This window comes from Capnocytophaga sp. H2931 (assembly GCF_002302535.1).
GTDB lineage: Bacteria > Bacteroidota > Bacteroidia > Flavobacteriales > Flavobacteriaceae > Capnocytophaga > Capnocytophaga canis.
The window spans coordinates 1865836-1892108 of record NZ_CP022381.1 but is presented as its reverse complement, the minus strand read 5'-3'; the positions used below and the strand labels follow the sequence as shown (position 1 = coordinate 1892108).

26 protein-coding genes are annotated in these 26273 nt (G+C 35.2%); 11 read left to right on the top strand and 15 right to left on the bottom strand.

The window, feature by feature from the left end; all coding sequences use genetic code 11:
* Positions 1-17: 17 nt before the first annotated feature.
* From CGC52_RS08090 to CGC52_RS08080, 3 genes are read left to right on the top strand one after another with little or no spacing between them, the layout of a single operon-like run.
* Complete coding sequence (locus CGC52_RS08090; RefSeq protein ID WP_052458218.1) at positions 18-284, top strand: hypothetical protein; 267 nt, start codon at positions 18-20, stop codon at positions 282-284.
* Positions 285-310: 26 nt separating this feature from the next.
* Complete coding sequence (locus CGC52_RS08085; protein ID WP_042008598.1) at positions 311-844, top strand: Smr/MutS family protein; 534 nt, start codon at positions 311-313, stop codon at positions 842-844.
* Positions 845-867: 23 nt separating this feature from the next.
* Entirely contained in the window at positions 868-1533 is a 666-nt protein-coding gene (locus CGC52_RS08080; RefSeq protein WP_042008600.1) for a carbonic anhydrase, read from the top strand.
* Between the two features lie 15 nt (positions 1534-1548).
* Here CGC52_RS08080 and CGC52_RS08075 read toward each other — a convergent pair whose 3' ends face one another.
* Positions 1549-2334: an HAD family hydrolase gene (locus CGC52_RS08075; protein ID WP_095894497.1), complete on the bottom strand. Its 786-nt coding sequence runs from the start codon at positions 2332-2334 to the stop codon at positions 1549-1551.
* Positions 2335-3133: 799 nt separating this feature from the next.
* Positions 3134-4384 carry an IS4 family transposase gene (locus tag CGC52_RS08070; RefSeq protein WP_095893404.1) on the bottom strand — a complete coding sequence of 417 codons (1251 nt, stop codon included), beginning with the start codon at positions 4382-4384 and terminating at the stop codon, positions 3134-3136.
* A 379-nt stretch (positions 4385-4763) separates the two neighbouring features.
* On the opposite strand from CGC52_RS08070, the gene azu reads away from it, so the two are divergent.
* Positions 4764-5288: an azurin gene (gene azu, locus CGC52_RS08060; protein ID WP_042008605.1), complete on the top strand. Its 525-nt coding sequence runs from the start codon at positions 4764-4766 to the stop codon at positions 5286-5288.
* Positions 5289-5609: 321 nt separating this feature from the next.
* Positions 5610-6494, top strand: a complete 885-nt coding sequence (gene lipA, locus CGC52_RS08055) for a lipoyl synthase (RefSeq protein ID WP_042008607.1) — start codon at positions 5610-5612, stop codon at positions 6492-6494.
* Positions 6495-7230: 736 nt separating this feature from the next.
* Here the strand turns inward: lipA and CGC52_RS08050 are convergent.
* From CGC52_RS08050 to CGC52_RS08035, 4 genes are read right to left on the bottom strand one after another with little or no spacing between them, the layout of a single operon-like run.
* On the bottom strand, positions 7231-7929 hold the full coding sequence (locus CGC52_RS08050) for a hypothetical protein (protein WP_095894046.1): 699 nt from the start codon (positions 7927-7929) through the stop codon (positions 7231-7233).
* The gene (locus tag CGC52_RS08045; RefSeq protein WP_042008612.1) at positions 7916-8308 is read right to left on the bottom strand and encodes a GntR family transcriptional regulator; all 393 of its coding nucleotides are present in this window, start codon (positions 8306-8308) and stop codon (positions 7916-7918) included. Before CGC52_RS08045 ends, CGC52_RS08050 begins: the two co-directional genes overlap by 14 nt.
* Positions 8309-8311: 3 nt before the next feature.
* Positions 8312-9100, bottom strand: a complete 789-nt coding sequence (locus CGC52_RS08040) for a hypothetical protein (RefSeq protein WP_095894045.1) — start codon at positions 9098-9100, stop codon at positions 8312-8314.
* A 9-nt stretch (positions 9101-9109) separates the two neighbouring features.
* A complete protein-coding gene (locus CGC52_RS08035; protein ID WP_095894044.1) occupies positions 9110-9946 on the bottom strand; it encodes an ATP-binding cassette domain-containing protein in 837 nt (278 codons plus the stop codon).
* A gap of 194 nt (positions 9947-10140) precedes the next feature.
* On the opposite strand from CGC52_RS08035, the gene trxB reads away from it, so the two are divergent.
* A complete protein-coding gene (gene trxB, locus CGC52_RS08030) occupies positions 10141-11085 on the top strand; it encodes a thioredoxin-disulfide reductase (RefSeq protein WP_095894043.1) in 945 nt (314 codons plus the stop codon).
* A gap of 214 nt (positions 11086-11299) precedes the next feature.
* Positions 11300-11728 carry a DUF4268 domain-containing protein gene (locus CGC52_RS08025; RefSeq protein ID WP_095894042.1) on the top strand — a complete coding sequence of 143 codons (429 nt, stop codon included), beginning with the start codon at positions 11300-11302 and terminating at the stop codon, positions 11726-11728.
* A gap of 18 nt (positions 11729-11746) precedes the next feature.
* Here the strand turns inward: CGC52_RS08025 and CGC52_RS08020 are convergent, their stop codons facing one another.
* The 9 genes from CGC52_RS08020 to CGC52_RS07980 form a co-directional block, all read right to left on the bottom strand.
* Complete coding sequence (locus tag CGC52_RS08020; RefSeq protein WP_369800758.1) at positions 11747-12520, bottom strand: tetratricopeptide repeat protein; 774 nt, start codon at positions 12518-12520, stop codon at positions 11747-11749.
* 41 nt (positions 12521-12561) lie between these two features.
* Positions 12562-14325: a BatD family protein gene (locus CGC52_RS08015; protein ID WP_095894040.1), complete on the bottom strand. Its 1764-nt coding sequence runs from the start codon at positions 14323-14325 to the stop codon at positions 12562-12564.
* A gap of 87 nt (positions 14326-14412) precedes the next feature.
* On the bottom strand, positions 14413-15318 hold the full coding sequence (locus CGC52_RS08010; protein WP_042008628.1) for a tetratricopeptide repeat protein: 906 nt from the start codon (positions 15316-15318) through the stop codon (positions 14413-14415).
* Position 15319: 1 nt separating this feature from the next.
* On the bottom strand, positions 15320-16357 hold the full coding sequence (locus CGC52_RS08005; RefSeq protein WP_042008631.1) for a VWA domain-containing protein: 1038 nt from the start codon (positions 16355-16357) through the stop codon (positions 15320-15322).
* Positions 16358-16452: 95 nt separating this feature from the next.
* Positions 16453-17454, bottom strand: coding sequence for a VWA domain-containing protein (locus CGC52_RS08000; protein ID WP_042008633.1), 1002 nt, complete (start codon positions 17452-17454; stop codon positions 16453-16455).
* A 94-nt stretch (positions 17455-17548) separates the two neighbouring features.
* Positions 17549-19165: a hypothetical protein gene (locus CGC52_RS07995; protein ID WP_095894039.1), complete on the bottom strand. Its 1617-nt coding sequence runs from the start codon at positions 19163-19165 to the stop codon at positions 17549-17551.
* 1 nt (position 19166) lies between these two features.
* Positions 19167-20033: a DUF58 domain-containing protein gene (locus CGC52_RS07990; RefSeq protein WP_042008638.1), complete on the bottom strand. Its 867-nt coding sequence runs from the start codon at positions 20031-20033 to the stop codon at positions 19167-19169.
* Between the two features lie 388 nt (positions 20034-20421).
* A complete protein-coding gene (locus tag CGC52_RS07985; RefSeq protein WP_095894038.1) occupies positions 20422-21075 on the bottom strand; it encodes an SGNH/GDSL hydrolase family protein in 654 nt (217 codons plus the stop codon).
* 40 nt (positions 21076-21115) lie between these two features.
* Complete coding sequence (locus CGC52_RS07980) at positions 21116-22117, bottom strand: MoxR family ATPase (RefSeq protein ID WP_042008642.1); 1002 nt, start codon at positions 22115-22117, stop codon at positions 21116-21118.
* Between the two features lie 321 nt (positions 22118-22438).
* Between CGC52_RS07980 and thrS the strand changes: the two genes are divergently transcribed.
* The 4 genes from thrS (at position 22439) to rplT (ending at position 25838) form a co-directional block, all read left to right on the top strand.
* Complete coding sequence (gene thrS / locus CGC52_RS07975; protein ID WP_095894037.1) at positions 22439-24376, top strand: threonine--tRNA ligase; 1938 nt, start codon at positions 22439-22441, stop codon at positions 24374-24376.
* 215 nt (positions 24377-24591) lie between these two features.
* Positions 24592-25089 carry a translation initiation factor IF-3 gene (gene infC, locus CGC52_RS07970; protein ID WP_212895895.1) on the top strand — a complete coding sequence of 166 codons (498 nt, stop codon included), beginning with the start codon at positions 24592-24594 and terminating at the stop codon, positions 25087-25089.
* Between the two features lie 77 nt (positions 25090-25166).
* Positions 25167-25364 (top strand): 50S ribosomal protein L35, encoded by a 198-nt coding sequence (rpmI, locus tag CGC52_RS07965; protein WP_042008648.1) that lies wholly within the window; start codon positions 25167-25169, stop codon positions 25362-25364.
* 129 nt (positions 25365-25493) lie between these two features.
* Entirely contained in the window at positions 25494-25838 is a 345-nt protein-coding gene (gene rplT, locus CGC52_RS07960; protein WP_042008651.1) for a 50S ribosomal protein L20, read from the top strand.
* Positions 25839-26273 lie beyond the last annotated feature (435 nt).

Below are 26273 nucleotides of genomic sequence, written 5' to 3'. Positions count from 1 at the left end.
TTAAAAATGAAATCACTATGAAAAATAAGTGGATTTATTTACTGATGGCACTCGGTGCTACGATGGCATTTACACGTTCATTTTTTAAGGGTTACGAACAGCTTCTACTCATCGGAGGGATGGCTTTACTGATGTTTGGAATTTACAATATTTCAAGAAAATTGAATTCAAAAACGTCTGATCCCTACCCTATGCCTCAGAAAGAAAAAACCATACCCTACCCTCACTCTAAAATAGAGAGTGAGGTAAAGACCGAAACACAGCAACAACAAGAAAAGAAATAAACGAACAGAATAAGATTAGCTAAAAATTGAATATAGGTGACCACATAGAAGTTTTAGACGATACTATTCGGGGAAAAATCGTTAAAATTAAAGATCAAGAAGCTACAATTTTAACTACTGATGGCTTTGAATTGACATTTCTACTTTCGGAATTGGTAAAAATCAATGAAAACAACATGATTCGCGTACCTATTTCAGATATGAATCATGATTTTCTAGCTAAGAATATCGAAAAAAAGAAAAAAATCATTCCACGGAAAGATAAAAAAATCCCACCAATGGAAGTAGATTTGCACATTCACCAACTCACCAATTCCACCAAAAATATGACTAACCACGACATGCTTACCCTACAACTAGAAACGGCTCGTCGACAACTGGAATTTGCTATTGAAAAACGTATTCAGAGAGTAGTTTTCATCCATGGTGTGGGCGAAGGTGTTCTACGTACAGAATTGGAATATTTATTAGGAAGATACCCCGTAAAATTCTACGATGCAGAGTATGCAAAATACGGCATTGGAGCCACGGAAGTGTATATTTTTCAAAACGCTAATTAACAATAGCTTAAAACCAAAAACAGATGCTAAATTCATATGACGATATTTTCAAAAACAACAAAAAATGGGTAGAAAAAAAACTGAAGGAAAACCCGAGCTTTTTTAAAGAATTAGCAGAAACTCAAAACCCTGATTATCTGTACATTGGCTGTTCCGACAGTCGTGTTACGGCAGAAGAACTTATGGGGATGAAACCAGGTGAAGTCTTTGTACATCGAAACGTAGGAAATATCGTTAACAATATTGACATGAATGTAGCTGCTGTGATTCAGTACGCGGTTGAGCATCTGAGAGTTAAACATATTATTGTCTGTGGGCATTATGAATGTGGCGGAGTGAAAGCTGCAATGATTCCACAAAACATGGGATTGCTAAACCCTTGGCTAAGAAACATTCGTGATGTTTATCGTTTACATCAAGTTGAACTGGATCGCATTGATGATGAACAACTTCGCTACGATCGTTTGGTGGAACTCAACGTACAAGAACAGTGCATAAATGTCATCAAAATGGCGTGTGTGCAAGAGCGATATATCATTGAAGAGTATCCAATTGTTCATGGATGGGTTTTTGATCTGAAAAATGGCAATCTAATCGACCTTCAAATTGACTACAAACGGATTATGAAAGACATCCAAAAAATCTATGATTTGACCAATTGCAAATGGATGATGCAACACAAAAAATAATTAAAACACAATATATCAACTAATTAACTCTAATATTTTCCGAGGAACTCCACTATCATTGTTATCATAGTCGGTAATGAAAGAAGCTATTTTCTTTACTTCTTCATGTGCATTTTTCATCGCATAACTGAATTTAGCTTGTGCCATCATTTCAATATCGTTCATCTGATCGCCAAAAACCAAGGTTTCTTCCGGAAGAATTCCCCACATTTTTTGTAAAATAGACACAGCAACCCCTTTATTTACCTCCTTGGCTGTAATGTCAAGCCACATATCCCCTGATATAACCACTTTAAAATCAGATTCATAAATTTTCAATTTAGGGTACGAATTCTGTTGTGAACCTTTTTCATCACAAACAGTCACTTTCAATATGTCATCATCTACCATATTAAAATCTGTAACATATTCAATAGCAGGATAGTGAAGGTTAATTTCCTCGTAAAGTCGGATATTTTCTGTTTTCACATAAGCCTTTCTTTTACCACAAAGAGCCACCGCAATCCCCTCTATGGATTCACAAGTTTCTAAAATTGGCTTCAACAAAGTTTTTTCAATTGAATTTTCGTGCAACACTTTATCTTGATATTTAACCAAAGCACCGTTGTCAGAAGCAAAAGCTATCTGTTGTTGAATCGGTGCAAACAACTGCTCTAAACTCTGTATTTGTCGCCCACTTGCCGCACAAAATCGTATATCTTTTTGTTGAATCAATTTAAAAACTTCCCAAAAAAGAGGTGGAATTTCTTTGAATTTATTAACCAAAGTTCCGTCAATATCGGATACAATTAATTTTATCATCATTTATTTTTTTTTGCAAATATACTATACAAAAGAGATTATTACCAACACTTCGTTAAGAACGAACACAAATTATTGATTTTCAGAAAAATAATGACAATAAAATATTAAAGAAAGGCTTTGTTTTTTTACCCAAGTATATACCTAAGTCAAGAAAGTAGCTCCAAGGATTGACTATTTTTGGTCGGGATACGAAAGGGGGATTGGGACAGAAAAAGAGCATTTCATTTGGACACTTTTCAAACTATCAATAATAAAGAAGGAAAACCATTGTTGATGATAAATGAACAAACGAATCACTCTTTCGTTTTCTTTCTTAAAAACAAAAAAACGTAAAAAATATTTTCTCCGTTAACTCTTTATGAATTCGACATTTTTTCTCATAAAAAAAATAGACATTTCTTTTTTATTTAACACACACTCCGTAAAAACAACAACATAACTAATTGAAATTTAGGAAAACATTTCACTGTTTATTTGTTTTTATAAAAAATATTCTATACGTTTGTAACTGAAAAATCACAACATTAGTCAAGAAACGGACTTACCCTCCAAAAATCGGAAATGTGAAAGTCGAAACCGAATTAAAATAAAAAGTAAACCGAGTTACGAAAATCGAAAGAGTAGAAAAATATTATTAATCAGAAAAATCTGCAAAAACAAAAGGTTTTTCTAAAAACATTTTTTTTAATTTATATTATGCCAATCGTTATACTAACTATATGTGTTGTTTTTATCGTATATCACAGCCGTCCGAAAGTTTTTTGAAAACTCATAAAATTCCTTGTCAACCCTTTATTTATAAGGGCAGACTTGTTTGTTGTGCGGAATTATCTCTGTCAAAGAGTGTGTTTTCAGGTGGTTTTTTTGCTTTTTTTACAATCGGTTTCAGCTCATTGCATACATAATTCAAGGTTAAATAATGCATAAGGCACACCCTTATTTTCTCGCAAAAATTACTAAATGCCGTCTTTTTATCGCTATAAAATCGCTTTATCAACTCCAACAGAAGATAGCAAATCAAAGATACATAAATCTGTGATTTCACCGCATTTTCACTCGTTCCAAGAAAAGTTTTTATCTGTAAATTTTGCTTCATCGCCTTGAAAAACAACTCAATATCCCATCGTTTTTTGTACAAATCCGCAATGGTTCTCGCCGTCCAATCCATATTATTGGTGATGATTTCTATGGTTTTGTTGCCATCTTGCTTATAAACCTTTACCAAACGCAATTTCTCTTGATCAATACCACTTTCTACCGCCTTTTTTGAGGTCAAAACGATGATTTCATCTTTGAGGATGTCGTGGTCTTTTTCATCAGGCAGGTCTCGTTCTTCGAGACTTTGGTAGAGCGTGTTGGACTTAATTCGCGTAACAAAAGTATTTTGGCAATGGATTCTGCCCAGCATCAAACTAAAATCAAAATAGCCTCTATCCTCAACAATGATGGTGTTTTTCGGATAGATATTTTGTTGTAATCCTTTGCTATCGTGTGTTTTAGCTTCGGTGATATTGACCATTTCAGGCAATCCAAGTTGATCGTCCCAAACGGTGTGAATTTTGAGTCCGCCTTTAGCTGTCCGATATTTTGCCCAGTTGAAAAGGCTTAAACACAGGCTAATGGTAGTACTGTCAATGATTTTTATTTTGTGGTTTTGGATTTCATCGATGATATGACTTTGATGTTTGGCTTTTAAAGAGTGTTTGTAATACTTTAAAAGACTAGAATACAAATCTTTAAATACTCCATAATGTCTTACTTTGTTTCCATCACTCATTGTTGATTTTGCGGGACTTTGTTTGAGTTGGAGATCGCTTAGGAAAGTGCTACTAACTGATAATCCGCAACTTATGTCGGATAGCGTATAGCATTTATTCAGCTGTCCGAAAGTTAGTGCCACCAATTGGTCGCGAGTTTTATAGGTAGACTTTCCCTTATCGGACTGATGTTTAGCGATTTCCGCTCTTAAAATATGCGCAGGAATGAGATCTAAAATTTGTCTGATTACGGGTTTATTTGTATTTTTGCTTCGCCTGAAGAGTGCCATAATTGAAAAAAAAATGGGAATTTTTCAAATATACGACATTCTCAGGCAACTTTTATTTTAAAAGTTTCGGATAGTTGTGATCGTATATACATTATTTGATTTAATCAAGAATGTGCAATTGGATAAAAGACAGAAAGTGACTTTTGCTTTTTTGATTTGTGCGTTTCCTCTATTAGGTTCGTTCATCTATGTATATTCAAAATTTTTATTCATTAAGACGTAAATCAAAAAAGAGAATGGCAGATGCCTTGCTTCCTTATAAAAATTTTGACGCTTGGCAGCTTAACACGCAATTTAGAATTGAAATAAATTACTTTTGGGTATATCAAAAAAAATCATTATCTTTGTACCTAAATTTTAACGTTAAATTCTATCTCAAATGAAAAAAGTATTATTGGTAGCTCTTATGGGGGCATTGGCAGTTTCTTGCGGAAACACAGAAACAAAGAAAAAAGAGGAGTCTTCTGTAACTCACAATCATGAGCATGTAGCTCCTGAAACACCTTCAAATTCTACAGCTAAACATGTTGAAAATGGGACAATTGTTTTGGAAGGTACGGATCAAATGACGTTCAACCTTTCTGAAATTAAAGCAAAAGCAGGAGAAAAGGTTACACTAACCTTAAAACACGTTGGTAAAATGCCTGTAACGGTTATGGGACACAATTTTGTATTGCTAAAACAAGGCACTGACGTGGCGGCTTTTGCAGCTGAAGCATTGAAAGCAAAGGATAGTGACTATGTTCCTGCGGGAAGTGATGCTGTAATTGCACACACAAAAGTAATTGGCGGTGGAGAAGAAACTACTATCACTTTTGACGCTCCTGAAGCTGGAACGTATGATTTTATCTGCTCGTTCCCTGCTCACGCAGCTATGATGAAAGGTAAATTCATTGTTGAATAATTTACTTATTAAATAACACACATTTAGGACGCTGTCCGAAAAGTAAACAATTGCAAGATTCAGCCATTTGATCTGGCTGACGAGGCAAGGTTTTCTTGTTACATTCAAGATACGTTTATATGTTTTTTAACTTATAAATTCTTCTTTCATGCAAAACAGTAAGGAGTTATTCGTTAAGTGCATATACAGGTATACTGAAAATATCACAACAAGATTATAACTTTTCGGACAGTTTCTTTTATTTGTAAATAACCGATACTATTTTGTCAATTTCGAAAAAAAGTGTACTTTTGGGCATTATTTCCATAAGAGAATAACTTTATGAGTGCCGAAACAATGACAGTAGAAAACAATGTACTTCCGCCAAAAGGCAAACCGAAATGGATTCGTGTGAAACTTCCCACAGGAAAAAAATATACTGAACTTCGAGGGTTAGTTGATAAATACAGTCTTAATACCATCTGTACCTCAGGAAGTTGCCCAAACATGGGAGAATGTTGGGGTGAAGGAACGGCTACGTTTATGATTTTAGGAAATATATGTACACGTTCTTGCGGGTTTTGTGGCGTAAAAACAGGACGTCCTGATTCTTTGGATTGGGAAGAACCAGAAAAAGTGGCACGTTCAATCAAATTGATGAACATAACACATGCCGTTATTACCTCCGTGGATAGAGACGATTTGAAAGATATGGGTAGCATCCTATGGGCAGAGACCGTAAAAGCCATCCGAAGAATGAGTCCAAAAACTACTTTAGAAACCTTAATCCCTGATTTCCAAGGCGTAGAAAAGAATATTGATCGTATCGTAGCCGTAGCTCCCGAAGTAATTTCACACAACATGGAAACAGTTCGACGATTAACACGTGAGGTACGTATTCAAGCAAAATATGACCGCAGTTTGGAGGTACTTAAATATCTTAAAAGCAGTGGAGCTCATCGCACAAAATCTGGAATTATGTTGGGATTAGGCGAAACGGAAGAAGAAGTAATCGAAACGTTACACGATTTGAAAGCAGCAAATGTGGATATAGTTACAATTGGACAATACTTACAACCTTCAAAAAAACATTTACCTGTAAAACAATTTATTACACCTGACCAGTTTGCGAAATTTAAACAAATAGGCGAATCATTAGGTTTCCGTCATGTGGAAAGTGGTGCTTTAGTACGCTCTTCGTACAGAGCTCATAAACATGTTTTATAAGAATCATATAATTAAACTAAGCAGGAAAGAGCTACTGACATCCCTTCAAAAAAATACAAGATATTGTATTTCAAATAATTGAAAAGTTATAAAGAATAGTTTCTTTTTCATCTGGCTATTCTTTTTACACTTACCACACTAGTTAGAAGAGAGAGTAAGCAATACTGAGGAGTAATTCGTTAGAAATATAATCAATGTTCAAAACAATGGTTTTAAGAGTGTTTTTTAAACATACTTTTTTATTAAATCTACGGAAGAACACTATCAATAAACGGTATTACACCCTTGACTTTTGTATTTTTAAAAGAACCTCTTTACAAACTTCTTTTAATCTCAGAACGAAGCTATCTGTATAGAACTAACTTTTCTTTTAAATACGTAAAACAGCTTCTAAGTGATTGATGCACAATATTTCCATTATCTTGAAAATAGGTAAATGTATTAAGTAAAAAACTGATGATATAGCAAGTAGCTAAGCGTAACCTGTTATAACAAAAAACTTTGAAATGGCGTTCGTTTGTTGAGTCTAATGATACATAAATCGAAAGCGTTGCTCACCATTTCTTGTCTCATTTTTTACAATATGGTTAGATTATATGCTTGACATTTTTATTCGTTTTGGATATAAAACAAGGGTTATAGCGAAATTAATTCCACTAAAACCCTTAGTAAGTTCATAACTCACAATATTTTACACAGTTTTTAAACACAATTCCACCCATTGCGTGAATTATAATCAAGTCTTTATTTGAATAAAATCATTTAAACTTTCGGTAGCCTTGACAGTTGTTTCCGAACTGACAGTAGCTGAAAAATTATCAATGTCAAGATGTTTGACCATTAAGAACGATTTTCCCGATAATGTAATATGCATATTTTCAACTTTTGTTGGAGTATCTACTAAGATAGTACTTTTCGTACCTTCAATAGTTATATTTTTATAATCTCTTGTTTTTCGTTCTTGTTGTAATGTGATATGAGATTCGTTCATACATATGTCCAACGAAGCGTTTTCTACGGAAGGGTAGGCATCCAGCGTAAAGTTGCTTTTATCTAATGTTAATGACTGTAAATCAAGGGTGTGAACTTGAAAGAAATAAGTGTATTCCAAGTTTTTTTCTGTTTTTATATTCTCATAAGAAACTATAAGTGTATCCTGATGATAGATAAATTTAGGTCGGGGAGCTGATTTGTCCTGAGGAACGAACGCAAAGGCAGAATCCGAGGATGCGAATGCTAATTGCATGTTGTGATAACTTCCTACAACTTTCAGATGTTTGAAAGGTGGTAGCTTTTCAGGAACATAGTCATACGTGTATTTATTGAATACTTTCGGAGCTTTTTTATTTTCTACATTTTTGAGCAGTGTCAAAAAAATAGGAAATAGCAATAGCGTTACTCCAAGTCCCATAAGAATTTTATTACTGGTTTTCATCTTGTTTAGCTTTTAATTGTTGTTTAAATACTTGAAATTTAGGTTCTAAATCATTTAGTTCTATTCCCAAAGTGTGCAATGTGTTGAAAAAAGTAGGTAATTCATTCTCAAGAAAATCCGCTTGTCGGAAGTTTTTAGCTTGTTGCTTTCCTTCTTTTTCAACGAAGTAGCCAATCCCTCGCTTATCGATGATAATTCCGTTAGTTTTTAGTACTTCGTAACTTCGAGCTACTGTATTGGGGTTTACAGTCAATTGTACTGCTAACTCTCTAACACTCGGTATTTTAGTTTCAGGGAGCCATTCATCTAACAGAATTTTCTTGCAGACAAATTCTGCTATTTGTAAATAAATGGCTCGTCCAGTATCTCTAATTTCCATAGGCTATCGTATTTCTTTTTCCTTAAATTTAAAATAAGATAATGTGTACAACATAAAAATTCCGATATAAAATAACAAGGTTAATAACAATTTTATATTTTCTGAATTTTTGTGAATAGCATAATAGCCCATTCCTTCATCTGCTTCCACCCCCAATACAGTATCAAAAAAAATACTGCCATATTCTCCTAAAATTGAATTCAAAGCTATCATAAAACAAATCCATAAAAAGAAAGAAAAAGTAGTGAAAAACATGGAAAATTTATTAAAAAACAGTACTCCTGCAAAGAAAATAGACTGTGCCATCAGACAAATAACTGTTCCCATTCCAATAAAATGGCTAAATGAAGGTAGTCCAAAATCTTCTGGAGCATACGTATTTACAAAGTCCAATTTATCCACTATTTGAGCTGAAATATAATACAAAAATCCATACAGGATTGTGAAAAAGATAAAGAACAAAACACAATAGATAAACCATTTAACCAACCATTTCTGAGTTGGAGTAGCAGGAATTAACCATTCGTAAATAGCTGATTTTCTTTTCTTAAAATCCCTAAAAGCGATGTAGGGAGAGATGATAGCCCACACAAATATTGTGACTATATAGGGCATCATAAAAGCCTCTGTAGAGAAAAAGAAATATCCTGTATCTACTGAATTTATCCAACTGACATAACAATAGTAGGATATCACACCTATACTTATGAGTAATGCTACTATTGTAAAAAATATAAAAAACGTACGTTTTTCCGTCCATTCCTTGCGGAGTAATAGTCCAATTTGTTTCATGGGATGTTGTTATTTTGAGTTAAACCATTGATTTATTTGTTCAGAATTAGTAGTTACGGCTTTGTAAAGCAATTCCAAATCCACCCGATTTTCGGTATTCTCATGATTGGGAAGTACCATTACATTGCCAAAGAAATTGGTTTCAGCATAAAAAGCCTTGCTCAGCTCAGCTTTATTTTCTGAAATTTTAAAATTTAGTTTCTCAGAAATCGTTCGTACAGATTGATTGAATAATATTTTTTCATTATCCAATACTATCACGCGGTCGATAAGATTTTCTAAATCTTTAGCTTGATGTGTACTGATGATAAAATAGCGGTCATCATTCATCTGTTCAGCAAGTATTTTTTGAAATTGAGTTTTACCCATAATGTCGAGTCCGTTCGTAGGTTCATCCATCAGTACAATAGCAGTATTCGTTGCTAAGGCAAAGCTAATCAGGACTTTTTTGCGCTGTCCAAGGCTCAGTTTATTAATCTGACTTTCTGAGGGAATTTCAAATCTATTTAAAAATTCAAGGAATTGTACCGTATCAAACTTTGGATAAAAAGGAGCGATGGTTTTTTCATATTGCCGAATCGACATATCAGGCAGATATACTTCATCGGTAATTAGAAAAATTTCCTGTAGGAATTCCGTCTGTCGCTTCTTAGGTTCAAATCCCAAGATCTCCACTTTTCCTTTGTGAGGAAACAATAACCCTGTGAGGTTGTACAACAACGTGGTTTTCCCGACCCCATTTTTTCCAAATAATCCACAAATTTGTCCTGCTTCAATCTGCAAGTTCAAATTTTGGAATACAACTTTCTTGTGGAAAGAAAAATCTAAATTTTGAATTCGTATCATACATAAACTGATTTAGTGTTCTACTTAACTAATACACCGCAAAAGTATATTGAAAAAATGAAACCTCCAAATATTTTGAGATTTATTTTAAAATATTTTCAAAACACCTCACCGTTGTACCATTCGATAAATAATTGTTTAATTCATTTAAAATATGTATTTTTGTGGGGTTAACTATAAAAAACAGTAATACAATGGCAAACATAGAAAAAGTAAAATGCCTAATAATTGGCTCAGGTCCAGCGGGATACACTGCGGCAATCTATGCCTCACGTGCCAATATGTCTCCTGTTTTATACCAAGGAGAACAACCTGGAGGACAGCTGACCACTACCAATGAAGTTGAAAATTTTCCTGGATATCCAAAGGGAATTACAGGTCCTGAAATGATGATTGAACTGCAACAACAAGCAGAGCGTTTTGGTGCTGAAATAAGAAACGGATGGGTGACAAAAGTCGATTTTTCGCAAACACCTCATAAAGTTTGGGTAAACGAAACACACGAAATCCACGCTAAAACTGTTATCATCGCTACAGGAGCTTCTGCAAAATATTTAGGTCTGCCTTCCGAACAACATTACTTAAAGATGGGAGGTGGCGTTTCTGCTTGTGCCGTTTGCGATGGATTTTTTTACCGAAAACAACAGGTCGCTATCGTAGGAGCTGGGGATTCGGCATGTGAGGAAGCTTTGTATCTATCTAACATATGTGAAAAAGTAACCATGTTAGTGCGTCGTGATGAGTTTCGTGCGTCGAGAATCATGAAAGAACGTGTGCTAAAAACGCAAAACATAGAAGTGCTTTTCAATACCGAAACAGAAGAAGTTTTAGGTGACGGTCAGGTAGTTACGGGGATTAAAGTTCGTAATAATCAAACGAATGAAATCTCTGAAATACCTGTAACAGGATTTTTCGTTGCAATTGGACATAAGCCAAACACCGATGTTTTCAAGGAGTTTATCACTTTAGATGAAGTGGGGTACATTAAAAATGTGCCAGGAACTTCTGAAACCAACGTAAAAGGAGTTTTCGTAGCAGGAGATGCCGCTGATAGTCGCTATCGTCAAGCCATTACAGCTGCTGGTTCAGGGTGTATGGCAGCTTTAGATGCCGAACGCTACTTAATGACCTTAGAATAAAAATCTCTTCGGATTATTTTCCTGAGATATGGATTTACTTCGGTAAGAGAGTGCAAATTAATTCTTTGATACGAAGTAGGTTATGTAAAAAAAAGCAATACTTAATTGAAATAGAAACTTTGTCAAATTCTTTTCCGTTTTTCAAAATTGAGAAAAAATTGACAAAGTTTTTTAGTGCTTTAATCAGCCTCACCACAGATTTAAAAACCAACACATGTTTAGCAGAGCAGAAGCAAAAAAACTACGCGAAGAATTTTGGATTTCTTTTGGCAAGTCATTTCCTCGAAAATGGGTGCTTTATGACACTAAAATTAAAGATTTCAGTTTTAAATTCTATTTTGACCAAAAAAAAGCAATGGTAACACTTGATATCGAAGATAACAATTTAGAAAACAGGTGTTTATACTACAATAAAATGCTTTCCCTGAAACAGATTCTTTTAACAGAATATCTGCCTGATGCTATTTTCGAAGAAACTCATATACTTCCTAATCAGAAAGAAATCAGTCGAGTTTACGTCCAAAAATACGGTGTGAATATCCATAACAAGGAAAGTTGGCGTGAGACTATGGAATTTTTGTATCGTACAATGAGTCAATTTGAATCCTTTTGGTTTGAATATGAAGATGTTATTAAAGAGTGATATTGTTTACTTAAAGTATTATAAAACTCGTAACACATTTTCCTTCACCCATCCTATTTTTCCATCTGCCAAACGGATTTTTATCCATTCGTTAAGGGTTTCGATAATTTCTACCTTTGTACCTTCATGCAGAATAAATACTTCTGAGCTATACGCATTGGGTTCAGCAAAAACACGGATGGTTTTCTCGAATAGAATTGCATATTTCTCATTCACATAGTTTTTATAGTGGAAATTTGCTATGAAATAGGTGCCTACAGCAGTTACTATGCAAACAAGAGTAAGTGTGAAAAATATGCGTTTCAAGATTGTTGAAGGGGTGAAAAAGTAAATCAAAAAGCATATTACAAAAGCAAAAACACTCAAAATAGGAAAAATAGCCCATGTACTGAGTGAAAATAATGAAGTAATACGGTTTGATAACTGTGTGTACCACGTTTTGGGTAATGGAGTGATAACATCAACCGTCATTTGGTTGGCGAATACTAGATTGTTACGAGCATCCTCGTTGTCAGGATTGAGCTTAAGAGCTTTTTCGTAGTAGTAAATACTTCTTCCTACTTGATTCAGCTTGTAATGAGCATTTCCTAAGTTGTAGTATAGTTCTGAGGATTCATATCCCGAATCTAAGATACTCATGTACGATTCTATAGCTCCTTTAAAATCGTTCGTATTGTAACTTTCTGTAGCCTTAGAAAATAACTTTTCATTGTCCTGTGCAAGGCTCGTTCCCAGTCCTAAAATAAAGAAACTAATGTTCAATATGTATCGTAATTTCATAGTATTTTTTATGTTATTTCTTTAATATTTTTGTTTTATTCGAACACAATATCTTACTTTATCTGCTTATCAAGCTCAGAGAGTACCTGTACTGATAGCTCATAATCTTTCTCCAATGAAGCAACAGAATGAGCCTGTGAGTAACGGGCTAATTCGCAGTTTTTCAATAAGCTAATAAATGTTTCCAGCGTAGAGGCTTTCACTTGTTTTTCTTGTAGCAGTGAGCTGATTTTTTCCTTACTCATTTCGTAGGTTTCAATTTTCAGTTTAGCTTTCAAATAGTTGTGAAAAGCTCGTTCTAGTGCTTCATAGAACGTATCTTTGTCCGTTATTCTCTGTTTTGCTTCACTTAAATACTTCTTGGCTAAACGGTTTGCTTTACGGATTTTGTTTCCTTCCACATCGCCTTGTCTTTTTTGCTGGAATCGTTGCCAGAATAAAGCTATTGGTATAGCGAGTAGGGGTAAAAATAACCACCAATAATAAGCCGATGTACTGAAAAAAAGAGGCTGATCTATTGGTTGTAAATTTGGATTGAGTTGTAAAAATCGGAACTGATTTCCTAAATTTTGTACGCTTTGTTTTACTATTTCTCCCGTGCTTTGAATTTCTTTGGCAGGAGTTCCTGCAATATCAAGGAGAATATCTTCTGTTTTAACGGTATGATACTTCTGTGTACTTGGGTTAAAGTAGGAAAACGAAGTAGCTCCTACGGGATATTTTCCTCCATATTGAGGCACAATTGTATAAGTTTGCTCTACTGTTCCTCGCATTCCCGAAAGGGTGGTGTTGACGTTGTCCTTTTGCTCAGGGTTGTAGACCTCCAAAGATGAAGGGAAAGTAAGTTTAGGTAAATCAAATAGTTTCAAGTTCCCATTCCCCGAAACTTGTACTTTAATTTGAGTCGATTCTGATGCATTCAGCTCTTTGCGGGTTGCGTTTACCTCAAAAGTAAAATCACCCACAGCTCCTGAAAAATCATCGGGTTTTCCTTCTTCGGGAAGCTCACGAACGTTAAGTACTCTATTCCCAGAGCTAACTCGCTGTACGGATTGTTGCATAATGTTTCTGCCGAAAAAATCGCGTTGTTGCGTAGGTACAGCCAAAACTGCATCCATTGATAGTGGTTCCAAGGTAATTTTTCCTGTTTTTTGTGGATATAGCACCATCTTTTTTATGGTCACACAACGGAAATTTTTCCCTTGGTAGGTGCAATTATCTACCTCATACTGCGACATGGCCATCCGTATTTCTTGACTCCAAAAGTTAGGAAATTTTGGAACATCCACAACTCTTAAATCATTCAATGCAACTTGTCCACCCACATAAAGTTTATAGATTACGCTGATTCCTTCGTTCAGATATGGATTTCCTTTTGAAACTTCTGCTACCAAAAACAAATTGTCTTTAATAAGGTCAGTGGTCGGTTTATCCAACGAAGGTGTTTCTACTGCTTTCGTAACACTTATTTCAACTGGCTTTGTGGTATAGGTCTTTCCACCAATATCAATACTCGCCCCTTGAATAGTGAATTTTCCCTCAGCAGTAGGTTGCAAGGTATAACTAAATGATTTTGAGAAAGTTCTCACCCCATTCATCCACATATCTGAAACCGATTGCGAAGGCCCCATAACTACTGTGAACCCTTTAAAGTCAGGAGGAGTAAAATTATCTCCATTTTTGTTCATTGTGAAGTCGATACGCAAACGTTCATTTACTCCCAATTTGTCTTTGCTGACCTTGGCAATAAATTCCACTTCTTGAGAGTGTAACACACTGAAAAATAAGCTAATAATAAATAATATGCGATGTTTCATATTTTTTCTTTATTTCTAATTGTATAGATGACAAAACCTTAAAGCCAATCAACTCCAACTTATTGATTAGTAGTAACATAGAAGCTATTACCAATCTTTTTCTGATTTGATACGCTCACCTTTTACCTTTTTAGCGTTAATTTTCTCCTGAACTTTCCGATCTTCGTTATTCATAGCCTCTAAAATACGCTCCATCTGCTGAGGCGATAGTGACGCAGGAGTGTTTTTGCCTTCACCCTTATCTTTGTCATTCTTGCCATCTTCAGGATTATTGGGTCTATCTTGGTTGTTGCCTTTATCTTGATTTTTATCTTCTTTATTGTCGTCCTTCTCTTTGTCCTTATTGTTTTTGTTATCTTGATTATCTTTATTCTCCTCCTTTTCGTTTTCTTTGTTATCTTGTTTATTATCCTTATTCTGGTCTTTGTTTTCCTCTTTATTTTGACTGTCTTTGTTCTCGTCGTTTTTGTTTTCGTTGTTATCTTGTTTATTGTCTTTATTATCTTGACTTTGAGGAGGATTTTTCTTCAACATCTCTTTAGCAACAGCTAAGTTATAGCGAGTTTCTTCGTCGTTAGGATTATTTCGTAATGCTTCTTGATATGCCTGTACAGCTTTTTCATATGCCTTTTCTTTCATAAATGTATTCCCTAAGTTATGGAAGATTTGATGTTTTTCGGCATGACTTACCTCTGCTGAAGTGGACGCATTTTTCAATCGGTAGAAAGCTTCGTCGTAGCTTTTTTGTTTATAGTACATCGTCCCTAAATTGTACTGAGCAATGCCGTTTTCTTTGTTTTCAGCAATTGCATTTCGATATTCAACCTCTGCTTGAATAGGTTTATCACTGTTGAAAGCCTTGTTTCCCTTTTGAGTATATTTTTCAGACCTATTTTTTGCTTCTTCAAGAGTTTTCTTAGTTTGTTCTTCTCTGTTTTGAGCAAAAGTTATGAAGCCTGTTAATAAAAATACAAATAATAAAATCCGCATCATTCTATTTCTTTTCGTTAAACAAATTGAGTTTTTTTACCCACAGGGTTTTACGTTCAAAAATAAATAAATCGAAGACCAATAGTAACAGAGCTACCGCCAAAAACCATTGGAATTGATCTTGATAATCAACAAATTTTTGAGTTTCAAATTCGGTTTTTTGAGTGCCATCTAAAATGGTTATAAGTTCATCAATCGTTTCTTTTGTATTTTCGCCGTTTATGTATTTTCCGTTGGCATTTTCTGCGATTTCTTTTAGTAGATTCTCGTTCAGTCGAGAGATGACTACCTCGCCATTCTTGTCACGTTTGTAGGACTGAGTTACGTTGCCTTGCTTGATTGGGATAGGGCCTCCTTTTTCAGTTCCTATACCGATGGTGTAGATGCTTACTCCTTGATTAACAGCTTCTTCCGAGACTTCCAAAGCTCCCATTTCATGATCTTCACCATCAGAGACGATTATCAAGATTCGTGCCGTTTCCTGCGTATTGTCGAAATAACTGCATGTCATTCGTATCGCCTCTTGGATTGCCGTCCCTTGTGAGGAAAGCATATCGGTGTCCATACTTTGCAAAAACATTTTGGCAGCCGAATGGTCAGTTGTCAAGGGTAACACCGGATAAGCACTGGCCGCATACGCTACAATTCCTACTCGGTCGCCTTTCAGTTGATTTAGAGTTTCGGACACTAATCGCTTAGCCTTTTCCAATCGATTGGGAGCCACGTCTTCCACTAGCATACTCTTAGAAACATCAATAACAAAAAACACGTCCACACCTTCTCGTTTAACAGTTTCGAGTTTCGTTCCTACTTTTGGATTTGCTAATGCTACCGATAGAGCCACGATTACAACAGAAAGTATTCCTAACTTTAACAACGGTTTAAAGCGTGAACGATCGGGTGCTAAACGTTTTAGTAGATTCTCATCGGAAAATTGTTTTTGTTGTCGTCTCATCCGGATGCGGGAGATAGAAAACAATAAAAATAGTACCCCTACCGATAAAATGAGCCACAAATATATTTTTTCGTCTATGTGTATCATGACACGATTTATTTCTTATCTAATTATTTTACTTTTTAAGTGTTTCGTAACTATTTGGTTTACATGTTTTTTTTCTACGAATAGATATCAAAACCTTATATTTCGTTCCTGAAAATGGAGTGCTTCAATAAAAATTCTAATAGCAATAAAAAGACTCCAATTAGAGCTAAAATTCGAAACTTTTCTTCCACCTTTGTGTATTTGAATTCTTCAATTTCAGTAGTTTCCATTTTATTAATTTCTTCGTAAATCTCTTCCAATTTTTTGTTATTGGTAGCTCTAAAGTATTTTCCCTCAGTAGTTTGAGCTATTTTTTTCATCAGTGGTTCATCAATGTTTACTTGAGTCATTCGGTAAACGAAACTTCCGTCAGCATTTAAAGCATAAGGAGATAGAGCCATTCCATTAGTTCCGATACCAATTGTGTACACCTTTATGCCAAACTCAGCAGCCATTTCAGCAGCGGTTTGTGGGTCTATAAACCCTGTGTTATTCACTCCATCGGTAAGTAGAATGATGACACGGCTCTTTGCTTTGCTGTCTTTCAACCGGTTTACGGCAGTAGCGAGTCCCATACCAATGGCAGTTCCATCTTCTATTTGTCCGTAAGTAAGAGCATTTATTGCGTTGATTATTACTGATTTATCACTTGTTACAGGTGTCTGAGTGTAACTTTCTCCTGCGTAAACAACCAAACCAATTCTGTCCGAAACTCTATCGCGTACGAACTGCGATGCTACTTTTTTCAATGCTTCAAACCGATTTGGCTTTAAATCTTGTGAAAGCATACTGGACGACACATCAATTGCCATCACGATGTCGATTCCTTCAGTAATCTTGGTTTTAGCAGATTCTGAGCGAGTTTGTGGACGAGCTAATGCTATTATAATCAACGTTATAGCTAATATTCGCAACGCAAATAATAAATGATACCCAAAGGTTGTCCATCCGCTTTTTTGCTTAAAAATGGCGGCTGATGAAAGGGTTAGCGTTGGTCTTGATTTTTTGTATGTATAAACATACCATAAGACTAACAAAGGAATGATTGCCAATAACCAAAAGAAGATTGGATTTGCAAAAGTTATATCTTTAAACATACGTTAATTCTTAAAATCATTTTTCTTACATATTTTTTTGATGATATAAATCAACATTCCATGAGGATTATACCATGTTCTTTTCGAATAAGAGCTATTCCCGTTTGAAATGAATTGAATTTACAATTTTTTCGGCGATTTTATAAGCATTAGGGTCGTCAATATGAGTGATTAATAGTTGCTGTAAAGCTCCATTTTCTGTGAAACTATATAGTTCATAATGAGCCTGAAAAGGCGATTTTGTTTTTTCATTTACTAAAACCATTTTTCCGTAAACTTTCATACCCTTCGCACCTGAGGTTGAAGTATATTCTTCGGTGAATGTCGTAATATTGGTTGCTTTAGCAGCTTCTATTTGCGATAGTATCAAATTGTTGACTAATTCGGGATTTAACTCAGCTTGTTGTCCGTTCGTTTGAGGGTGAAATGTAATAATACTAGTCATTACGTACAATTCTGAATGAATACTTCCAAATTCAAAAAAATGTTGTTTCTTCACAGGCATTCCAACCTCTTGTAAATTAACAATTTGTTTACGTTTTAGAATTTCAGGAGTTGATAGTTCTGTAATCGGCACACCATAGTCACTTGTTACCCATTTTTTTTCATATAATTCTTTGATGTATTGACTGTTATAAAAAAGTTGAGTAATGCTATCGGCATAGAAATAGACTAAACTCCCGATAAGCAATGCCACCGTACAGGCAATCCCTGAAATGACAACAAGTTTCCGTTTTTTGTTTTTGTTCTGAATTTCCGCAACTTTTTCGGACAAGCCTTCTGTCGTTTCTATTACTTCGGGTATGGCTTGTTTAGTTTTAATGATGACCTCTTCAATGATTTTCCGATCGTATTCGGCGGTACTGTCAGCGGGTTTGCTTTTGGCAAATTTTACTAAATCAGCAGTTTGTAGTACTGATTTTAGGTTTTTTACCGTTTCTTCCGAAAGATTCAGACTGCCATTTTCTTGCATTAATTTTATTTTAGAAAGTAACTCATCCGTAGTACTTTCTTTAGCTAAAATATGTACATCGTCTTCCAAATATTCGCGGACAATATCTGTCAATTTTGAGTAATACGCCTTGTGATTCGATTCGATTAGATATTTGGAATTTTGCAATTTTTTCAGATCTTCAATTGCCCTTTCGAAAGGAGGTAACCTCCTTCGCAATTCCTCTTCGGACAATTTTTTCTTATGGAAAAAGAAGTAATATGCTAAAAATCCGATTGTTATAATGATGATGATTCCAAGTAAAACCCACAGATAAACCCTTGATTTTGAAGTTGAATTCACACCTATGATTGGTTTCACATCAAAAAGAGGTTGTTTGAGCGTGTCTATTGGTATCGAACGTACCTCTACGAGTAAAGAATCAGTGTAAAAATCTTTAGAATTAATAATTATTTTTTGACGTGGAATGGTGTAACTTCCTGAGTCGAATTGCGTTAGAAAATATTCTTTTATCAAGCGATATTTTTCTTGCTTTCGCATTGTGTCAATGGCAGACGAACGCACCATCTCCAGAGGCATAAATGTCTGTCCTTCAGGGAATGAAATAGGTTCTTCAGTTGTAGTTTCTACCGAAATTTTATATCGTATCTGTTCACCTATTTTGATGTTTTTAGTGTCGGTTTCTACCTTAATTTCCTGTGAATTAGCTGAAAATATACTCCAAAACAATCCACAAAAAATGATAAATTTATCTTTCATTTTATCCTCTTCGTTTAAAATAACCTAATAACTTTTGAGTGTAACTCTCATCACATCGGCAACTTACAGTTCCAGCTCCTGACTTTTGTAACAAATTTTCGTAATAAGCAACATTTTCTCTGTAATACTTTTCATACTGCATCCGAGCCGATTTTGAAGCCGTGTTCACCAGTATCAGTTCGCCTGTTTCTGCATCTTTCACAGTGATGTATCCCAAGTTTGGTAAAGTAGTTTCCTTTTGGTCATAAATGCGGATGCCTGTTACATCGTGCTTTTTAGCCGCAATCTGAATAGGTTTTTCGTACCCTTTATCCATAAAGTCAGAAAGTATAAATACGATTGCTTTCTTTTTCAGTACCTGACTTAGAAATTCCAAGGCTTTGGAAATGTTTGTTTTCTTGCTTTTTGGTTGAAATTCAATCAGTTCGCGTATTATTCTCAGTACGTGTGATTTTCCTTTTTTCGGAGGAATGTAAAGTTCTACTGTGTCAGAAAAAAGAATTAATCCTGTTTTATCATTGTTTTGCAAGGCCGAAAACGCTAAAGTTGCAGCTATTTCAGTGATGATTTCGCTTTTGAATTGGTTCATCGTCCCGAAGAGTTCACTACCACTAACATCAACCATTAGCATTAGCGTCAGTTCACGCTCCTCTTCAAAAACTTTTACGAAAGGTTCGTTATAACGAGCCGTTACGTTCCAGTCGATATTGCGGATATCATCACCATATTGGTATGGACGCACCTCCGAGAAAGTCATCCCACGTCCTTTAAACGTAGAATGATATTCCCCTCCGAAGATGTTATCACTCAATCGGCGGGTTTTAATTTCTACTTTTCGTACCTTTTTTAATATTTCTTTTGTGTCCATTTTTTCAGTTAAATACTTTCAAACCAGGCGTTAAACATAGGTTTTATCTGTAAAAATTGCCTAATCAAGTAACTTCCCTTTTAGTATCATTTATAAATCTGAATTTAGAAAATCAGTAAAAACAGTGTTAAAATCTTGTTTTTTTAACCAGTTATTTCGTCTATCATTTTGCTACCCTTTGTGTATTCTGAACTACGTAATCCTCACGTAGATTCTTCTTACAAGATGTTGCAAAAACTAAAAAAAGACATAAAATATCCTACAGCTACCATTTGCATCTGTTAAAACGTTGATATATTGCATTGATGCTAATCGGTTTTGAATTGATTTTATATCCTTGTATTTCTTTTTTTTTTCATTTCCCATCTAATAATAAATGAATTCAGGTTCACAAATACGGGTGTAAAATATCTCTCCATTGAAAATACCCCTCTGCCATTAAGTGCAAACCATCATTGGTGTATTTGGCTGCCAATTTATCGGTTCCTTTTTCCACAAAATATGGGTATAGGTCAATGTACATAGCTCCATATTCTTCAGCAATAAGTTTATACCTTTGGTTGATATGCTTTATTACTTCTGGTCTCATATGATTTTTGAATGTGCCGAAATCAGGATTTACAGGCAATAAACTCTGAATATGAATCTTTGTTGTGGGAGATTCTTGTTGTATTTTTTGTACAATTTTCTTCATATTATCGACGATGGTTTTTACCTCAAAACCTCGGGCGATGTCATTCACTCCTATCATCAAAAATATTTTAGCAGGTTTAGCCTTTACGATATAATCTAAACGCTCATAAACTCCTTCGGTCGTATCTGCACTGATACCTCTGTTTTTCACTTTTTTCTCAGGGAATAACTCACTCCATTCACCTCCGTTAGTTATGCTATTTCCTATGAAAACAATATCTTCTGAGGTTACAGGTAGCTTTTCAAACAAATCTGACCGTTGCTCGTAAAAATGCGAGTATTTTCGTTCTTGTGTATATCCATTGAGAATAAAAACAACAAAAAAAGACAAGACGACAAATCGTTTCATAATCAAAAAAGTAATAATTTTAAATGTAAAAACAACAGCTCTAAGGAACTTCTACTGTGTTTACGATTTTGTTGATAATCTCAACGGAAGTAACATTTTCTGCTTCTGCTTCATATGTAATTCCAATACGATGACGCAACACATCATAAATAACAGCACGTACGTCCTCAGGAATCACATAACCACGTCGTTTGATAAAAGCATGACACTTGGCAGCAGTTGCTAAATTGATACTTCCACGAGGCGAAGCTCCAAATTTTATAAGAGGTTTTAAATCAGCTAAATTATATTTTTCAGGATAGCGTGTGGCAAAAATAATATCCAAAATATATTTTTCAATTTTTTCATCCATATACACTTCACGAACCACTTGCTGAGCTCTGCGAATTTGATCTAGGCTAACTACTTGATTTACTACCTCTTGTTGGCCTGATAAGTTGTTACGCATAATGAATTGCTCTTCATCCAGTTTTGGGTAGTCAATCACAGCTTTGAGCATGAAACGATCCACTTGAGCCTCTGGTAAAGGATATGTACCTTCTTGTTCTACAGGGTTCTGTGTAGCCATTACCATGAAAGGTTTGTCGAGGACAAAAGTATTATCGCCGATAGTAACTTGTTTTTCCTGCATCGCTTCCAGTAGTGCAGATTGCACTTTGGCAGGAGCTCTGTTTATTTCATCCGCAAGAATAAAGTTAGCAAATATAGGCCCCTTTTTGATAGAAAATTCATTTTGCTTGATGTTGTAGGTCATCGTTCCTACCACGTCAGCAGGGAGTAAATCAGGGGTAAACTGAATGCGACTGAAGGATCCATGTACAGCCTTAGCTAAAGTGTTTATTGATAGTGTTTTCGCTAAGCCTGGAACTCCTTCCAAAAGGATATGTCCTTGTCCTAACAATCCGATGAGCAAAGCATCAACCATATGTCGTTGCCCAACGATTACTTTATTCATCTCTCGCGTGAGTGAATCTACAAAAAGGCTTTCATTTTCAATTCGCTCATTAATTTGTCGTATGTCGACAGTAGTATTATTTTCCATATGTTATACCTCGTATTTTGTGCCTCGCAAGGTAGTAAAAATATTTGTCTTAAGTGTTAAAAATCTTATAAAATAATTAGATTTGTAATGATTTAAGAAATTCGTTTCAGTTTTTCTAAGACAAAGAGGTTTTATTTAACATTTTTTATATCTTGTTATCTGCTATGACAGCACTAAATAACGTCTTCTGTATTAACAAGCAGCTGTGTATCAAAACTCACAAAAGTTGATGAAAATCGATTCTCACTAATAGAATATGCGTTAATTTTTTCATTTTTCGTTTTATTTTTTTACATTTGTCGCTTTAAATAAGTAAATTATATGATCAAAGTTACACTACCCGACGGTTCAGTTAAAGAGTTTAACAAGGGCATAACTCCTTATGAAGTGGCTCTCAGCATTAGTGAGGGCTTGGCAAGAAACGTGTTGTCAGCAAGTTACGACGGAAAAGTGGTTGAGACTACCACGCCTTTGACCACCGACGGAAGTCTAATTTTATATACCTGGAATGATACCGAAGGAAAGAAAACTTTCTGGCATTCCTCAGCCCACATTTTAGCACAGGCTTTGGAAGAAACATACTCAGATATTAAACTAACGATAGGCCCTGCTATTGATAATGGATTCTATTATGATGTAGACTTCGGACAACATAGTTTTTCTGAAAAAGATATTCCAGAAATTGAGAAAAAAATGCTCGAAATCGCCAAAGGAAAGCATTTATTTTCAATGCGTTCCGTAAGTAAAAAGGAGGCATTGGATTTTTACAAAAACAATCCGTACAAAACAGAATTGATAGAAAATTTAGAGGATGGTTCAATCACTTTCTGTGATCACAGCACCTTTACCGATCTTTGTCGTGGAGGGCATTTGCCTAATACAGGTTTTGTGAAAGCGGTAAAAATATTGAGTATCGCAGGAGCGTATTGGCGAGGTGATGAAAAAAACAAACAGCTAACACGTGTTTACGGAATTTCGTTCCCAAAACAGAAAGATTTGACGGAATATTTAGCCCTTTTGGAAGAAGCTAAAAAACGAGACCACAGAAAGTTAGGCAAAGAGTTAGAGTTGTTTACCTTTTCAAATAAGGTTGGGCAAGGGCTTCCGTTGTGGTTACCCAAAGGAGCAGCACTTCGTGAGCGTTTAGAACAATTCTTGCGGAAAGCACAAAAACAAGCTGGATACGAGCAGGTTGTGTCTCCACATATCGGACATAAAGATTTGTATGTAACTTCAGGACATTGGGAAAAATATGGCAAAGATAGTTTCCAACCCATTGCAACACCTAACGAAGGTGAAGAGTACCTACTAAAACCGATGAACTGTCCGCATCACTGCGAAATTTATAACTCAAAACCTTGGAGTTATCGTGATTTGCCGAAGCGTTTTGCCGAATTTGGAACGGTGTATCGCTACGAGCAAAGTGGTGAACTTCACGGACTTACTCGTGTGCGTTGCTTCACTCAAGACGATGCTCACATATTCTGTACTCCTGAGCAGTTAGATCAAGAGTTTAAAAACGTGATTGATTTGGTGTTGTATGTATTTGGTTCGCTTGGTTTTGAGAATTTTACAGCGCAAGTTTCGTTGCGTGACCCTGAAAATCCGACTAAATATATAGGTTCCGATGAAAATTGGCAAAAAGCAGAACAGGCTATTATCAACGCTGCCAAAGAAAAAGGATTGAATTATGTGATTGAAACGGGCGAAGCGGCTTTCTACGGACCTAAATTAGACTTTATGGTGAAAGATGCTTTGGGAAGAAATTGGCAGCTCGGGACAATCCAAGTGGATTACAATCTGCCAGAGCGTTTCGATTTGTGGTATAAAGGTTCTGACAATGAACTACATAGACCTGTTATGATACACCGAGCTCCTTTCGGAAGTATGGAGCGTTTTGTGGCGATTTTGTTGGAGCATACGGCAGGTAACTTCCCACTTTGGTTAATGCCGAATCAAGCTATTATACTTTCCCTTAGCGAGAAATATGAAAATTATGCTCAAAAAGTTTTGAAATTATTAGAAAATTTCGATATTCGCACTTTGGTAGACAATCGTAATGAAACGATTGGTAAAAAAATCCGCGAAGCAGAGACGCAAAAGATACCTTATATGTTAATTGTAGGGGAAAATGAGGAAAAAGAAGCCACAGTTTCTGTAAGAAAACATGGAGGCGAAAGTTTAGGAACACTTTCTGTAGATGCTTTCGTTAAGATTGTTGAAACTGAAATTGGAAAAAGTATAAAGTCGTTTAAATAAGAGAATAGCTTATAGCGAAATAGAAGTAAAACTATTGATATACAGTTGATTATCTGATTTATTTTGGAAACTACACTATCAATACTAGTACATAATCACTTCTGTAGGTGCTAATTTATTATTCTTTGAGTTAAAAATAGTATTAATTAAAAATCAGGAAGATTATTAACAAGAAGGTAAACACTCCAGGTAGAGATGACAAACAACCACACCGAATTAATAACGAGATTCGTGTGCCGGAGGTTCGTTTGGTCGGGGAAAATGTCGAAGTAGGCATATATCCCACTCGCAAAGCATTAGAAATTGCAGATGAATTAGAGTTGGATTTGGTAGAAATCTCGCCAAATGCAACACCTCCTGTTTGTAAAGTAATCGATTACAAAAAATTCCTTTACGAACAGAAGAAACGTGAAAAAGAAATTAAGGCAAAGGCCACAAAAGTAGTTATCAAGGAAATTCGTTTTGGACCTCAAACGGATGAGCACGATTATGAGTTTAAGAAAAAACACGGCGAAAAATTCTTGAAAGAAGGTGCTAAAGTGAAAGCGTATGTTTTCTTCAAAGGACGTTCAATAATTTACAAAGACCAAGGTGAAATTTTGCTATTGCGTCTTGCAACCGACTTGGAAGAGTTCGGAAAAGTGGAACAAATGCCAAAGTTGGAAGGAAAACGCATGACAATGTTCCTTGCACCCTTGCCTAAGAAAAAATAATGTTGTAGTTTTGCACCCGTTTTGCAGAAAACATCAAACAATAAAAACGAAATAATATCGCAAAAATCAAAAGCAAGATGCCAAAAATTAAAACTAAATCAGGGGCTAAAAAACGCTTTCAAGTAACAGGCTCTGGTAAAATTAAAAGAAAGCACGCTTACAAAAGTCACATTTTGACTAAAAAATCGACTAAACGTAAGTTGAAATTAACACACACAACATTGGTTCATCCAAATGATGAAGCAAGTGTGAAAAGACAATTAGGTTTGAAATAATTGTTCTTTTAACATCTGAGTAATTCAAAGTGAAAGACTTTTAGCTCAAAAAGGGAATTAATAACCATGGAGTTAGGTAAAACGAAGTGTCTGAAAATGACCACCTACTACAAAAAATAATTAACATTTATGCCAAGATCAGTAAACGCAGTAGCTCGTAGAGCTCGCAGAAAAAAAATAATGAAGCAAGCCAAAGGTTTCTTTGGTCGTAGAAAAAACGTTTGGACGGTAGCTAAGAATGCTGTTGAGAAAGCAATGCAGTACGCTTACAGAGACCGCCGTAATAAAAAGAGAACATTCCGTGCTTTGTGGATTGTACGTATCAACGCAGGAGCAAGACTTCACGGATTGTCGTACTCTCAATTTATGGGGAAATTGAAAGCAAACAGCATTGAGTTGAATCGTAAAGTTCTTGCCGATTTGGCAATGAACCATCCAGAGGCTTTCAAAGCTATTGTTGAAAAAGTAAAATAAAAAACGTTTAACAAAAGATATTATTTCGTTTTAAAAAGCTGTCCTTAAAGGATGGCTTTTTATTTTGTACTAACTTTTGAGCATTCAAATGTGAAAATGCTGTTTATGGTTATTTAATCCAAATTCCTATCGCGTAATTTGGGCTAAAAATAGTCAAAAAGTTATTCTGATTTTTTTAAAGTGCTTGTAAAAGCTCCAAAAAAAATCAGAATAACTTTTTCTTACACAGATTATAGGATATTCCCATTTTCAAGTTTCTTTGAAAAACAGAAGCAAAAGCTCCTAATTATCGGTGCAGATTTACCCAAAACTAACAACATTTTTCAATAATAACTTATTATATTTCAGCAATATACCGTATATACAATCCTCTTTCAAAAAGAATCAAAATCTTTTGAATTATGTCTTAAATGTTGATATAAATTACCTCCTTTT

Bases quoted from the DNA above. Each gene is read 5' to 3' on its own strand.
- CGC52_RS08090 (WP_052458218.1), top strand. From the start codon at position 18: ATGAAAAATAAGTGGATTTATTTACTGATGGCACTCGGTGCTACGATG.
- CGC52_RS08080 (WP_042008600.1), top strand. From the start codon at position 868: ATGCTAAATTCATATGACGATATTTTCAAAAACAACAAAAAATGGGTA.
- CGC52_RS08075 (WP_095894497.1), bottom strand. From the start codon at position 2,334: ATGATAAAATTAATTGTATCCGATATTGACGGAACTTTGGTTAATAAA.
- CGC52_RS08070 (WP_095893404.1), bottom strand. From the start codon at position 4,384: ATGGCACTCTTCAGGCGAAGCAAAAATACAAATAAACCCGTAATCAGA.
- azu (WP_042008605.1), top strand. From the start codon at position 4,764: ATGAAAAAAGTATTATTGGTAGCTCTTATGGGGGCATTGGCAGTTTCT.
- lipA (WP_042008607.1), top strand. From the start codon at position 5,610: ATGAGTGCCGAAACAATGACAGTAGAAAACAATGTACTTCCGCCAAAA.
- CGC52_RS08050 (WP_095894046.1), bottom strand. From the start codon at position 7,929: ATGAAAACCAGTAATAAAATTCTTATGGGACTTGGAGTAACGCTATTG.
- CGC52_RS08045 (WP_042008612.1), bottom strand. From the start codon at position 8,308: ATGGAAATTAGAGATACTGGACGAGCCATTTATTTACAAATAGCAGAA.
- CGC52_RS08040 (WP_095894045.1), bottom strand. From the start codon at position 9,100: ATGAAACAAATTGGACTATTACTCCGCAAGGAATGGACGGAAAAACGT.
- CGC52_RS08035 (WP_095894044.1), bottom strand. From the start codon at position 9,946: ATGATACGAATTCAAAATTTAGATTTTTCTTTCCACAAGAAAGTTGTA.
- trxB (WP_095894043.1), top strand. From the start codon at position 10,141: ATGGCAAACATAGAAAAAGTAAAATGCCTAATAATTGGCTCAGGTCCA.
- CGC52_RS08025 (WP_095894042.1), top strand. From the start codon at position 11,300: ATGTTTAGCAGAGCAGAAGCAAAAAAACTACGCGAAGAATTTTGGATT.
- CGC52_RS08015 (WP_095894040.1), bottom strand. From the start codon at position 14,325: ATGAAACATCGCATATTATTTATTATTAGCTTATTTTTCAGTGTGTTA.
- CGC52_RS08010 (WP_042008628.1), bottom strand. From the start codon at position 15,318: ATGATGCGGATTTTATTATTTGTATTTTTATTAACAGGCTTCATAACT.
- CGC52_RS08005 (WP_042008631.1), bottom strand. From the start codon at position 16,357: ATGATACACATAGACGAAAAAATATATTTGTGGCTCATTTTATCGGTA.
- CGC52_RS08000 (WP_042008633.1), bottom strand. From the start codon at position 17,454: ATGTTTAAAGATATAACTTTTGCAAATCCAATCTTCTTTTGGTTATTG.
- CGC52_RS07995 (WP_095894039.1), bottom strand. From the start codon at position 19,165: ATGAAAGATAAATTTATCATTTTTTGTGGATTGTTTTGGAGTATATTT.
- CGC52_RS07990 (WP_042008638.1), bottom strand. From the start codon at position 20,033: ATGGACACAAAAGAAATATTAAAAAAGGTACGAAAAGTAGAAATTAAA.
- CGC52_RS07985 (WP_095894038.1), bottom strand. From the start codon at position 21,075: ATGAAACGATTTGTCGTCTTGTCTTTTTTTGTTGTTTTTATTCTCAAT.
- CGC52_RS07980 (WP_042008642.1), bottom strand. From the start codon at position 22,117: ATGGAAAATAATACTACTGTCGACATACGACAAATTAATGAGCGAATT.
- thrS (WP_095894037.1), top strand. From the start codon at position 22,439: ATGATCAAAGTTACACTACCCGACGGTTCAGTTAAAGAGTTTAACAAG.
- rpmI (WP_042008648.1), top strand. From the start codon at position 25,167: ATGCCAAAAATTAAAACTAAATCAGGGGCTAAAAAACGCTTTCAAGTA.
- rplT (WP_042008651.1), top strand. From the start codon at position 25,494: ATGCCAAGATCAGTAAACGCAGTAGCTCGTAGAGCTCGCAGAAAAAAA.